Origin of the sequence: Mycobacterium sp. 1245852.3, assembly GCF_001669335.1 — a bacterium.
Taxonomy (GTDB): Bacteria; Actinomycetota; Actinomycetes; order Mycobacteriales; family Mycobacteriaceae; genus Mycobacterium; species Mycobacterium europaeum_A.
In genome coordinates, this window is sequence record NZ_LZLL01000265.1 from 1 (window position 1) to 12,582 (window position 12,582).

General features: G+C 67.5%; 9 protein-coding genes, 1 pseudogene and 1 riboswitch. Of the genes and pseudogenes, 8 read left to right on the forward strand and 2 right to left on the reverse strand.

Going from position 1 to position 12,582, the window contains the following annotated elements:
* The 7 genes and pseudogenes from A9W96_RS11555 to A9W96_RS11585 form a co-directional block, all read left to right on the forward strand.
* Positions 1-252: pseudogene (locus A9W96_RS11555) on the forward strand (aromatic ring-hydroxylating dioxygenase subunit alpha); the annotation flags it as partial.
* Positions 253-260: 8 nt separating this feature from the next.
* The gene (locus A9W96_RS11560; protein WP_067139897.1) at positions 261-2,108 is read left to right on the forward strand and encodes an NAD(P)/FAD-dependent oxidoreductase; all 1,848 of its coding nucleotides are present in this window, start codon (positions 261-263) and stop codon (positions 2,106-2,108) included.
* The gene (locus A9W96_RS11565; RefSeq protein ID WP_067139900.1) at positions 2,105-3,055 is read left to right on the forward strand and encodes an SDR family NAD(P)-dependent oxidoreductase; all 951 of its coding nucleotides are present in this window, start codon (positions 2,105-2,107) and stop codon (positions 3,053-3,055) included. The genes A9W96_RS11560 and A9W96_RS11565 overlap by 4 nt, the downstream gene beginning before the upstream one ends.
* A 13-nt stretch (positions 3,056-3,068) precedes the next feature.
* Entirely contained in the window at positions 3,069-4,211 is a 1,143-nt protein-coding gene (locus A9W96_RS11570) for a CaiB/BaiF CoA-transferase family protein (RefSeq protein WP_067139903.1), read from the forward strand.
* A gap of 43 nt (positions 4,212-4,254) precedes the next feature.
* Positions 4,255-5,967 (forward strand): thiamine pyrophosphate-binding protein, encoded by a 1,713-nt coding sequence (locus A9W96_RS11575; RefSeq protein WP_067139906.1) that lies wholly within the window; start codon positions 4,255-4,257, stop codon positions 5,965-5,967.
* 28 nt (positions 5,968-5,995) lie between these two features.
* A complete protein-coding gene (locus A9W96_RS11580) occupies positions 5,996-7,423 on the forward strand; it encodes an aldehyde dehydrogenase family protein (RefSeq protein WP_067139908.1) in 1,428 nt (475 codons plus the stop codon).
* Between the two features lie 236 nt (positions 7,424-7,659).
* Complete coding sequence (locus A9W96_RS11585; protein ID WP_067139911.1) at positions 7,660-9,654, forward strand: acyltransferase family protein; 1,995 nt, start codon at positions 7,660-7,662, stop codon at positions 9,652-9,654.
* A 3-nt stretch (positions 9,655-9,657) separates the two neighbouring features.
* Here the strand turns inward: A9W96_RS11585 and A9W96_RS11590 are convergent, their stop codons facing one another.
* On the reverse strand, positions 9,658-10,317 hold the full coding sequence (locus tag A9W96_RS11590; protein ID WP_067139914.1) for an O-methyltransferase: 660 nt from the start codon (positions 10,315-10,317) through the stop codon (positions 9,658-9,660).
* Positions 10,318-10,417: 100 nt separating this feature from the next.
* Positions 10,418-10,700, forward strand: a riboswitch (M-box (ykoK) riboswitch).
* A gap of 115 nt (positions 10,701-10,815) precedes the next feature.
* Positions 10,816-11,235 (reverse strand): hypothetical protein, encoded by a 420-nt coding sequence (locus tag A9W96_RS33290; RefSeq protein WP_197499492.1) that lies wholly within the window; start codon positions 11,233-11,235, stop codon positions 10,816-10,818.
* Between the two features lie 44 nt (positions 11,236-11,279).
* On the opposite strand from A9W96_RS33290, the gene A9W96_RS11595 reads away from it, so the two are divergent.
* Positions 11,280-12,582 (forward strand): NRAMP family divalent metal transporter (locus A9W96_RS11595; RefSeq protein WP_067139917.1); only part of this gene is annotated, 1,303 nt, incomplete at its 3' end.

Here is a 12,582-nt window from a genome sequence, read left to right on the forward strand (position 1 = left end):
CCCAAAGGCCAAGAGCCGCAGACGGAATGGGAATACACTCCGGTCGGGGACCCCAGGTGGCGATCGGTGCTGCCGCAGGACTTCTCCAACATGGCCGCCGTGCAGCAGGGCATGAAGTCTTTTGCCTTCCCCGGCACCAAGCCCAACCCGTACCGCGAGCGCAGCACGGTCAATCTGCACTACCAGTTGTCGAGGTACATGGGCACCGGTGAGCCCCGAGAGCTTTCAGACAAGGAGCGCCCCCAGGCATGACCCCTGAGATGGAAAAGCACCAAGACGGTTGCGGGCCCACCCAGACACCCGAGGACGTCGACATCGACGCGCTGCGCGAGAAGTACGCCCGGGAGCGCGAAAAGCGGCTGCGCAAGGAAGGTTCCAAGCAGTACATCGAGTTGGAGGACGACTTCGCCGGCTACTACGAAGTCGACCCGTACACACCCGTGTCCCCGCGCGAGCCGATTCGCGAGGACATCGACGTCGCGGTGCTGGGCGGTGGCTTCGGGGGCCTGCTGTCGGCGGCCTACCTCAAGAAAGCGGGCGTCGACGACGTCCGCGTCATCGAACTCGGCGGCGACTTCGGCGGCGTCTGGTACTGGAACCGTTACCCCGGCATCCAGTGCGACAACGAATCATACTGCTACATACCACTTCTCGAAGAGCTAGACTTCATGCCGTCGAAGAAATTCGCTGACGGCGCCGAGATCTACCAGCACTGCCGCAACATCGGCAAGCACTTCGGCCTCTACGATTCGGCGATCTTCTCCACCCAGGTCCGCGACCTGCGGTGGGACGAAGAGATCAAGCGCTGGCGGATCAGCACCAACCGCGACGACGACATCCGCGCCCGCTTCGTCTTGCTGGCCTCGGGCCCGTTCCACCGCCCGAAGCTGCCCGGCATTCCCGGGATCAAGGACTTCAAGGGCCATGCGTTCCACTCGTCGCGGTGGGACTACGACTACACCGGCGGCGACACCAGCGGCAACCTGCACAAGCTCGCCGACAAGAAGGTCGCCGTGATCGGCACCGGCGCCACCGCGATCCAGATCGTCCCGTTCCTGGCGCGAGACGCCCAGCATCTCTACGTTTTCCAGCGCACCCCCTCGACGGTCGACGAGCGCAACAACGCGCCCACCGACCCGGAATGGGTGAAGACCCTGCGGCCGGGCTGGCAGCGGGAGCGCCAGCGCAACTTCCACTCCTGGACGTTCGAGGGCATGGCGCTGGGCCAGCCGGATCTGGTGTGCGACTTCTGGACCGAGCTCGGACGCAACACCGCCGCCCGGGTGCTCGCCCTGCCCGACCCCGCGGCCATGACGCCCGAGCAGTTCATGGCGATTCGGGAGGAAGAGGATTACAAATTGATGGAGCGGCTGCGCCGCCGCATCGACGCGCTGGTCGAGGATCCGCAGACCGCCGAGGCGCTCAAGCCCTATTACCGATTCCTGTGCAAGCGGCCGCTGTCCAACGACGAGTACCTGCCGATGTTCAACCGGCCCAACGTCACCCTCGTCGACGTCTCCGATTCCAAAGGCGTGGAACGCATTACCGAAAAGGGCTTGGTGGCCAACGGTATCGAGTACGAGGTCGACTGCATCATCTACGCCAGCGGCTTTGAGATCACCACCGAGATCAGCCGCCGCTACTCGATCGAGGCCATCGAGGGACGGGACGGGCTGTCGCTGTTCGATTACTGGAGAGACGGCTACAAGACGCTGCACGGGATGACCAGCCGAGGATTCCCCAACCAGTTCTATACCGGCTTCACCCAGGTCGGCATCTCCGCCAACATCGCGGCCAACTACGAGCTGCAGGGCGAGCACATCGCGTACATCATCGCCGAGGCGCTGAAGCGCGGAGCTACCACCGTGGAACCCAGCCAAGCGGCGCAGGAGCAGTGGTGCGCGACGATCCGGGAAACCGCGATCGACAATTCGGCGTTCGACGCCCAGTGCACGCCCGGCTATTACAACAACGAAGGCGGTGGCGGGGGCGAGGGGATCCGGTCGCACCTGGGCGAGCCGTACGGCCCCGGCTTCTACGCGTTCGAGGACCTGTTGCGGGTCTGGCGCGACAAGGGGGAGCTGGAAGGGTTGGTGCTCGGCGCTTGACCGAAACCGTTGCGCCCCAACTTCGATTCGACGACCGCGTCGCCGTGGTGACCGGCGCGGCCCGCGGGCTGGGCCGTGCGTACGCGCAGCTGCTCGCCTCGCGGGGGGCCAAGGTGGTCGTCAACGACGCCGGCGGCGGCCTCGACGGCGAGGGCGCCGACGCCGGCCCGGCCGAGCAGGTGGTCGGGGAGATCACCGCGGCCGGCGGCGAGGCGGTCGCCTGCGGCGCCTCGGTGGCGACCCGCGACGGCGGCCAGGAGATCATCGCGACCGCGCTCGAGCACTACGGTCGCATCGACATATTGATCCACAACGCCGGCAACGTCCGCCGTGGCTCGCTCAAACAGATGAGCTACGACGACTTCGACGCCGTGCTCGACGTGCACCTGCGCGGCGCGTTTCACGTTGTGCGGCCCGCGTTTCCGCTCATGTGCGACGCGGGCTACGGCCGCGTCGTGCTGACGTCGTCGATCGGGGGGCTGTACGGGAACCACGACGTGGCCAACTACGCGGCGGCCAAGGCCGGCGTGATCGGGCTGGCCAATGTCGTCGCGCTGGAGGGTGCCGCGGAGGGGGTGCGGTGCAACGTGATCGTGCCGGCCGCGGTGACGCGCATGGCCGAGGGCATCGACACATCGGCCTATCCGCCGATGGGCGCGCAACTCGTTGCGCCGGTGGTGGGATGGCTTGCGCACGAGTCTTGTTCGGTAACCGGTGAACTGTTCATCGCGCTGGCGGGCCGGGTGGCGCGGGCGGTGATCGCCGAGAGCCCGGGAGTGTGCCGGCCGGCCTGGAGCATCGAAGAGGTCGGCACCCACCTGGACGCGATCCGATACGCCGAGGCACCGCTGATTTTCCCGGTCGTCCCCGACGGACACAACGAGCACATCCGCTACAGCTTCGAGCTGGCTCAGAGGTTAACCGATCAAGGAGCGCTCAATGGCTAGCCCGACCGGCCCGATGGCGGGGCTGCGCGTCATCGACCTCACCGCGATGGTGATGGGGCCGTACTGCACGCAGATCATGGCCGACATGGGCGCCGACGTCATCAAAGTCGAACCCCCGCAAGGTGATAACACCCGCTACATCTCGGTGGGCCCCGCCCCGGGCATGAGCGGGGTGTTCGTCAACGTCAACCGGGGCAAGCGCAGCGTGGTGCTGGACCTGCAAACCGACGCCGGCGCCGGCGCGCTGCGCGCCCTGGTCGAGACGGCCGACGTGTTCATCCACTCGATGCGGGCCAAGGCGATCGCCAAGCTCGGTTTCGGCTACGACGACGTCGCCGCGGTCAATCCCGCTGTCGTCTATACCAATTGCTACGGGTACGGGCGCCGCGGACCCGATCGCGACCGCCCCGCCTACGACGACACCATCCAGGCCGAATGCGGCCTGCCCGCGGTGCAACAACAGTTGACCGGCGAGGCCGACTACGTCGGCACCATCATGGCCGACAAGATCGCCGGGCTGACGGCGCTGTACGCGACGACGATGGCGTTGTTCCATCGCGAACGCACCGGGCAGGGGCAAGAAGTCGAGGTCGCCATGTTCGAAACCATGGCCTCGTTCATGCTCGTCGAACACGCCAACGGCGCCCTGTTCGACCCTCCGCTCGGGCCGGCGGTGTACCCGCGCACCGTGGCGCCCAACCGCCGCCCGTACCGCACCAGCGACGGCCATATCGCCGCGTTGATCTACAACGACAAGCACTGGAACGCGTTCATGAAAGCCGTTCAGCCACCGTGGGCCAGCGAGCTGTACGCCACGCTGGAGCAACGCGCCCGCGAGATCGACACCGTCTACGGGCTGGTGGCCGAGACGATGAAGGAGCGGACCACCGCGCAGTGGCTGGCGCTGTTTCGTGAACTCGAGATACCGGCCGCGCCACTGAACACGCCGGAAGCGCTGTTCGACGACCCGCATCTGAACGCCGTCGGCATGTTCGAGACGGTGGACGGCCCGCACGGGCCGGTGCGGTTCCCGGGGGTGCCCACCTGGTTCTCGCAGACACCGGGCCGGGTCGCGGGGCCGGCTCCGGACCTCGGCGCACACACCGCAGAAGTGCTCGCCGAGCTGGGCTTGGCCGTGGACGCGAACCCGGCATAACGCTTACCAACGAAATATCTTGTTAGCGAAGGAGTTTCCAACGATGGCTGTGCCCGTCTACAAACGCATTCTCGACCTGTTCGAGGCCGAGGGCGTGAACACCCTGTTCGGCATCCCCGACCCGAACTTCGTGCACATGTTCGCCGAGGCGGACGCGCGGGGGTGGTCGGTGGTGGCTCCGCATCACGAACTGAGCGCCGGGTTCATGGCCGAGGCGGCGTCGCGCATGACCGGCAACCCCGGCCTGTGCATCGGCACGCTGGGCCCGGGCATGGCGAACATCGCCGGAGCGATCCAGTGCGCGCTGGTGGAGAACTCGCCGGTGATCTTCCTGGGCGGGCAGCGCGCCCGGGTGACCGAGCGCCGGGTGCGGCGCGGCCGCATCCAATTCGTCCAGCAGGAACCGCTTTTCGCCGCGTCGGTGAAGTACAGCAGCTCGATCGAGTACGCCGACCAGACCGACGAGATCATCCACGAGGCCATCCGCAGGGCCATGTCCGGCACGCCCGGTCCGACCTACGTCGAGTTCCCGTCGCACGTCATCCTCGAGGAACTCGACGTCGACGCCGCCCCGCCACCGTCGGCCTACCGGCTGGTCAACCAGGGCGCCGGCACCCGCGAAGTGGCCGAGGCCGTCAAGCTGATCCGGGCGGCGCAAAGCCCGATCCTGTTGGTCGGCCACGGCGTGCACACCTCCCGCACCCAGCAGCAGGTCAAGGAGCTCGCTGAGCTGATGGCGTGCCCGGTGATCCAGACCTCGGGCGGCACGTCCTACATCCCGGGTCTGCAGGAGCGCACGTTCCCCTACCTGTTCTCGCCCGCGGCCAACGAGGCCGTCGAGGAATCCGATTTGTGCGTCGCGCTGGGCACCGAGCTCGGTGAGCCGATGCACTACGGCCGGACCCAGCACTGGGCCGCCAACAACGCGAACCGCAAGTGGGTGTACGTGGAGCAGGATCCGGCCGCCATCGGCGTCAACCGCCCGGTCGACGTGGCGCTGGTCGGCGATCTGCGCGGTGTGGTGCCGCAGCTGGTGGACGCGCTCAAGGATGCCCCGCGCAAGCCCGCCCCGGGGCTACAGGCTCTGGTCGAAAAGGATGCGAAAGAGCTTGCGGACGTGGCCGAGTCGGCGCCGTCCGGCCGGTCACCGATCCACCCGGCCCGCTACGTCGTCGAGGCCACCAAGGCGTTCAACGAACTCGACGACGGCATTCTCGTGCGCGACGGCGGCGCGACGGTGATCTTCCAGTGGACCTACTCGCAGTCCAAGCCGCGCGACGTGATCTGGAACCAGAACTTCGGCCACCTGGGCACCGGCCTGCCGTACGCCGTTGGGGCGTCGGTCGCCGAGGGTGGCAAGCGCCCGGTGATGCTGCTGACCAGCGATTCGGCGTTTCTGTTCCACATCGCCGAGCTGGAAACCGCTGCGCGGCAGAATCTTCCGCTGGTGTGCGTGGTGGGCGTCGACCACCAGTGGGGCCTGGAGGTGGGCGTGTACAAGCGGACCTTTTCCCAGCCGTCGCCGCAGCCCGGTGTGCACTGGAGCAAGGACGTCCGGATGGACAAGGTCGCCGAGGGTTTCGGCTGCCACGGTGAGTACGTCGAGAAGGAATCCGAGATCGGCCCGGCGATCGCTCGCGCCTACGCCAGTGGCAAAGTCGGCGTGGTGCACGTATGCATCGATCCGAAGGCCAATTCCGAGGAGATGCCCAAGTACGACCGATTCCGGACCTGGTACGCCGAAGGCACTCAATAAGGCCCGCAGTAGAAAGAGGATCGATGTCATGCGCGAATACCTGAAGTTCTACATCGACGGACAGTGGGTCGACCCGGTGCGGCCCAACACTTTCGACGTGGAGAACCCGGCGACCGAGCAGGTGTCCGGAAAGATCTCGCTGGGGTCGGCCGCCGACGTCGACGTGGCGGTCAACGCCGCCCGGCGAGCCTTCACCGGCTGGTCGCAAAGCACCCGCGAACAGCGCCTGGACCTGTTGCAGGCCATCCTCGCCGAATACCAGAAGCGCGCGGACGATCTCGCGCAGGCGGTCACCGAGGAAATCGGCGCCCCGCCCTCGCTGGCCGCCGGGCCGCAGGTCTTCCTCGGGATCGGGCATCTGACCACGGCCATCGACGTGCTGAAGAACTTCCCGTTCTCCGAACAGAAGGGCGCGACCCTGATCGCCAAGGAGCCGATCGGCGTCTGCGGTTTGATCACACCCTGGAACTGGCCGATCAACCAGGTCGCGGTCAAGGTCTACCCGGCGTTGGCGACAGGCTGCACCGTCATTCTGAAACCGTCTGAGGTGGCGCCGTATTCGCCCTACATCTTCGCCGAGATCCTGGACGCCGCGGGCGTGCCGCCCGGGGTGTTCAACCTGATCAACGGCGACGGCGCAGGCGTGGGTGTGGCCCTGGCGAGCCATCCCGACATCGACATGGTGTCGTTCACCGGGTCCACCCGCGCCGGTGTCGAGGTCGCCCGGAACGCCGCGCCCACGGTCAAGCGAGTCACCCAGGAGCTCGGCGGCAAAAGCCCCAACATCGTCCTCGACGACGGTGGCTTCGCCGACGGCGTGCGGGCCGGCGTGGCCAACATGATGCCCAATTCCGGGCAGAGCTGTAACGCGCCGTCGCGCATGCTGGTGCCGAATTCCCGGATGGACGAAGCCATTAGCCTCGCGCGTCAGGCCGCCGAACAGGTCCCGGTGGGCAACGGTGCGGCGACGGCGATCGGGCCGGTGGCGTCGAGGACTCAGTTCGAGAAGGTTCAGCGCCTGATCCAGCAGGGCATCGACGAGGGCGCGACCGTGGTCGCGGGCGGCCCCGGCCGGCCGGCCGGACTTGACAAGGGTTACTACGTCAAGCCGACCGTCTTCGCGCACGTCACCAACGACATGACGATCGCCCGCGAGGAGATCTTCGGGCCGGTGCTGTGCATCCTCGGCTACGACGACCTCGACCACGCCGTCCAGATCGCCAACGACACCGAATACGGTCTGGCCGGCTTCGTGTCGGGTGCCGACCTGGACACCGCGCGCGAGGTCGCCCGCAAGATCCGCGCGGGTTGGGTGACGATCAACCACGCCTTCGACATGAACGCGCCGTTCGGCGGCTTTAAGCGCAGCGGCAACGGTCGCGAGTGGAGCGAGTTCGGCTTCCACGAGTACCTGGAAGTCAAGAGCACCCTGGGCTACGCGCCCGACGAGGCCTGACGCGTCGGGCCGAAACCCGAACGCAGCACGGCAGAACACCTCGCGTGTCCTCCACGTGATCCGGCGGGTCCGCCTCTAGGCTGGCTTGCTGAACTCAACAGGAGGGGCAGCGACGTATCGGCATCAACCATGGCGCCGGGCGAGATGGTAGTTACGGCGCGCTGACAGAAAGCACCGAGCCGGGCGGGTCCCACCCCGCACCGGCTCGTCGTTCTCGGCCCCGATGGGTCGCCCCCGTGCGCCGGGTCGGCCGGCTGGCGATCTGGGACCGGCCGGAGCGGGCCAGCGGAATCCCGGCACTCGACGGGCTGCGCGCGATCGCCGTCGCGCTGGTGCTCATCGGGCACGGCGGCATCCCCGGCGTCACAGGCGGATTCATCGGCGTCGACGTGTTTTTCGTACTCAGCGGTTTCCTGATCACCTCGTTGCTGCTGGACGAGTTGGGGCGCAGCGGTCGTATCGAGCTGACCGGCTTCTGGATTCGGCGCGCGCGACGATTGCTGCCCGCACTGGTGCTGATGGTGCTCACCGTGGCCGCGGCCCGCCAGCTGCTGCCCGACCGGTCGCTGACCGGCCTGCGCGACGACGCCATCGCCGCCTTCGTGTGGATGGCGAACTGGCGCTTCGTCGCCCAGAAGACGGACTACTTCACCCAGGGCGCCCCGCCCTCGCCGCTGCAGCACACCTGGTCCCTGGGGGTGGAGGAGCAGTACTACTTCGTCTGGCCGGTGTTGCTCATCGCGGTCACCCTGTTGCTCGCCGCGCGCGCGAGGCGGCACTCGCGCCGAGCCACGGTCGGCGGCGTGCGGTTCGCCACGTTTTTGATCGCCACCGTGGGCGCGCTGGCCTCCGCGGCGGCCGCGATCGTGATGACGTCGGACGGCACCCGCGACCGGATCTACTTCGGCACCGATACCCGCGCGCAGGCGTTGCTGGTGGGCGCGGCGTCGGCCGCCCTGCTGGTTCGGGACTGGCCGTCGATGAACCGCGGCTGGTGCATGATTCGCACCCGGTGGGGTCGTCGGGTGGCCCGAATCCTGCCGGTGCTCGGTCTGGTGGGACTGGCGGCGGCGACGCACTACGCCACCGGCGCCAGCGGCGAATTCCGGCACGGCTTGCTGATCGGGGTCGCGGTGGCGGCCGTGATCGTGATCGCGCCGGTCGCCCTCGAGCAGCGCGGGCTCGTCGCCCGGTTGCTCGCGGTGCGCCCGCTGGTGTGGCTGGGCACCATCTCCTACGGCGTGTACCTGTGGCACTGGCCAATCTTCCTGGCGCTCAACGGCGAACGCACCGGGTGGACCGGCTTGCCGTTGTTCGCCGCGCGGTGCGGGGCCACGCTGGTGGCGGCCGCGGTGTCGTATTGGCTGCTCGAACAACCCATTCGGTGCTGGCGACCGGCACGGGTGCCGTTGCTGCCGCTGGCGGCCGCGACGGTGGCCAGCGCCGCCGCGGTGACGCTGTTGGTGGTTCCGGTGGGCACCGGGCCCGGTCTTCGTGAGGTCGGTCTGCCGCCCGGTGTCTCGGCGGTCGCGGCGGTCTCGCCGTCAGCGCCCGGCCCGAGCCGGCCCCGAGATGCCAACCGGCCGTTCACCGTCTCGGTGTTCGGGGACTCCATCGGGTGGACCTGGATGCACTACCTGCCTCCGACGCCGGGGTTTGCGTTTCTGGATCACACGGTCATCGGATGCAGCCTGGTGCGCGGCACTCCCTACCGCTACATCGGCCAGACCCTGGAGCAACGGTCCGAGTGTGACGGCTGGCCGATCCGCTGGTCGAGGCAGGTCAGCCAGGACCAGCCGGACGTCGCGCTGCTGGTCATCGGCCGCTGGGAGACGGTGGACCGGGTCAACGAGGGGCAGTGGACCCACATCGGCGACCCGACCTTCGACGCCTACCTCAATGGTGAGCTCGAACGGGCGCTGACCATCGTCGGCGGCACCGGTGTCCACGTGGTGGTCGCCACCGTCCCGTACAGCCGGGGCGGGGAAAAGCCGGACGGCCGCCTGTATCCGGAGGACCAGCCGGATCGGGTCAACCTGTGGAATGCCATGTTGCGCAAGACCGTGAGCCACCATCCGAACGTCGCGATCCTCGATCTGAACAAGAAGCTGTGTCCCGACGGGGTCTACACCGCCAAGGTCGACGGCATCAAGGTGCGCAGCGACGGCGTCCACCTCACCCCCGAAGGGGTGAAGTGGCTGACGCCGTGGCTCGAGGAATCGCTGCGGTAGCCGCTAACCGCTTGTGCGGCAGCTGATTTCCATGCTGTCGCTGTCGCGTACCTGGAAGTTGAAGCTCACGTAGCCGTTGTCGGGGTTGCGCACCCGGTCCAGATAGGGCGCCATGTCGGCCGAGCTGGCGTTGTCGGCGATCACCAGCACCCCGGGTGGCAGGCGCGGTTCCAGCAGTTCGAGCACGGGCAGGTACAGGTCTTTCCAGCCGTCGAGTAGGACGAAGTCGACCGGTCCCGGCAATTCCGCCAGCGTGGACAGCGCATCGCCTTCGAGGATGGTGATGACGTCATCCAAGCCGGTCTCGGCGAACGTCTGCTTGGCCGCGGCGATCTTGGTGTCGCTCAGTTCGGTGGTCACCACCCGGCCGGTGCCGTTGTCGCGCACCGCGGCGGCCAGGTGTACGGCGGAAATGCCGAAGGACATACCGAATTCGACGACGGTGGCCGGGCGGGTGGCCCGGATCAGTGAATACAGCAGCCGGCCGGCTTCCGGTGTTACCGGAATGTAGAACTCGCTCATCGCATCGGCCCGCTCCTGCGCGGTCATCGGCCGATCGAAGGTGCCGCGCCGCTCGCGCAACAGCGACATCTGCTTCTTCGACTCGGCATACATGCGGTCGAGTACCGATGCGACCCGGGCATCCTGCAACGTTGTGGTCATGGCAACGAGCCTAGGCGCGCAGCCTGAGCGGGCGCTGGGAGTGCGGTGGCGGTTGTTACGCGTTTGACGAGCCTGCGACCACGGTGTCACTATGGACCCGCAAGCACCTCGGTAGGTGAGGCGTCTGCATGGATACAGGCCACTGACCCCGAACGTCGAGAGACGCCCCGGGTCAGGACAGCTCTTCCCGGACTAAGGGTTGAGCCCAAGTGGCTTCTGGACTGGGAGCGATCGCAAGCGCGGCGAAGCCGGGCGATGCGGGTCGCGACCATTGATCTGGGAGCGATCGCAAGCGCGGCGAAGCCGGGCGATGCGGGTCGCGACCATTGATTTGGGTCCGGATACGCCGTGCAGTGCCGAAGCTCCGTCGAGAGGGGTGCGACCCGCGGCGTGTGCCGCGGGCCATTCCTGCCTCTCTCGTTCAGGTGAACGTGGTGACACCCGCGTTGTGTCTTGGCCGTGAGGAGGTGAGGGCGAGATGAGTCCCGGCGATAGTCCCTATCCGAAATCCGTCTTGTCCCGATCCGGTTCCGGCATTTCTTTCACCGCCTGACCCTCGCCTGGTCCCGCGCGGCTGAACCGCCATGCCGATGCCGATCGGTCCCTTCGGCAGGAGAAGATCATGGCTTTTGTTGTTACCCAACGTTTTTCCGTTGCGTCCAGGATGCGTGGACGGTCCATGCTGCGCGCTGGCAGGTTGTTGGCCAACAGGTTGCACCTGCGGGCCGGCCTGACGCCGCAGGAGCGGGCCAACCTGTACGTCTCGAGGATGCCCATCGCGGTGGTCACCGCGTCGCTGGGTGGCCACGCCTCGGGTTCCGACAGCGACCACCGCTGAACCACTGCCTCGGCGACGGGCGTCACAGCGCCGCCCGTCGCCGTCGGCGCGCTGAGTGCCGCAACCACGACCGTGTCCATCCGCTCCCTCCTGGCGCGAACCTGTTCGAGATAGCGAGGATTCGATGACTTCGATCCACACCGGCGGCGGTCGCCGGGCCCCGGCGCCTGGCCGGACCCCTACCGCGCCGGAAAGCGCAGCCCCCGGCGCCGCAGGCGCTACCGTGCTGGATTCCGCGCACGCCGGCGACATCGTCGGCGCGTTCGGGCGCATCCGGCGCGACGGGACCGGCGCGTACGGGGCGTTCAGCGGACGCTGGCGGCGCCTGCGGACACTGGCGGTCATCACCGGTCCCGGACTGATCGTCATGGTGGGCGACAACGACGCCGGTGGCGTCGCCACCTACGCGCAGGCCGGCCAGAATTACGGCATGGGCCTGTTGTGGACGCTGGCGCTGCTGATTCCGGTGCTGTACGTCAACCAGGAGATGGTGCTGCGATTGGGCGCCGTGGCGCGGGTTGGCCACGCGCGCTTGATCTTCGAGCGGTTCGGCAAGTTCTGGGGCGCCTTCAGCGTCGGGGACCTGCTGATCCTCAACGCCTTGACCATCGTGACCGAATTCATAGGTGTGTCATTGGCTCTCGGCTTCCTGGGCTGCCCGAGGATCGTCGCCGTCCCGGCCGCCGCCGTGCTGCTGTTCGCCGTGGTGGCCGGCGGATCGTTCCGCCGCTGGGAAAGGTTGATGTTCCTGCTGATCGCGGTCAATGTGCTGATCATCCCGCTGGTGGCGCTGGTGCATCCGACCCCGAAAGTCACCGCCGCCGGCCTGATCCCGCAATTTCCCGGTGGGCTCAACTCGACGGTGCTGCTGCTGGTGGTGGCGATCGTGGGCACCACGGTCGCGCCATGGCAGCTGTTCTTCCAGCAGTCCAACGTGGTGGACAAGCGCATTACCGCCCGCTGGATCCCTTATGGCCGAGCGGATCTGGCCATCGGAATCGTCGTGGTGATGGTCGGTGCGACGGCGCTGATGGCGGTGGCGGCGTTCGGAATGGCCGGGACCGCCGACGCGGGTCACTTCACCGATGCGGGGGTGGTCGCCTCGGGGTTGTCCCACCACCTGGGTCGAACGGTCGGGGTGCTGTTCGCTGTCATCCTGCTGGATGCGTCGCTGATCGGCGCCAACGCCGTCGGGCTGGCGACCACCTATGCGGTCGGCGATGCCATGGGTAGGCGGCACTCGTTGCACTGGAAGATCAGCGAGGCCCCGCTGTTCTACGGGGGTTACGCGCTGCTGCTCGGGGTCTCGGCGGCGATCTCGTTCAGCCCCGATCACATCCTGGGCCTGGTGACCCAGGGTGTGCAGGCATTAGCCGGCGTGCTGCTTCCCTCGGCGACCGTCTTCCTGGTGCTGCTGTGCAACGATC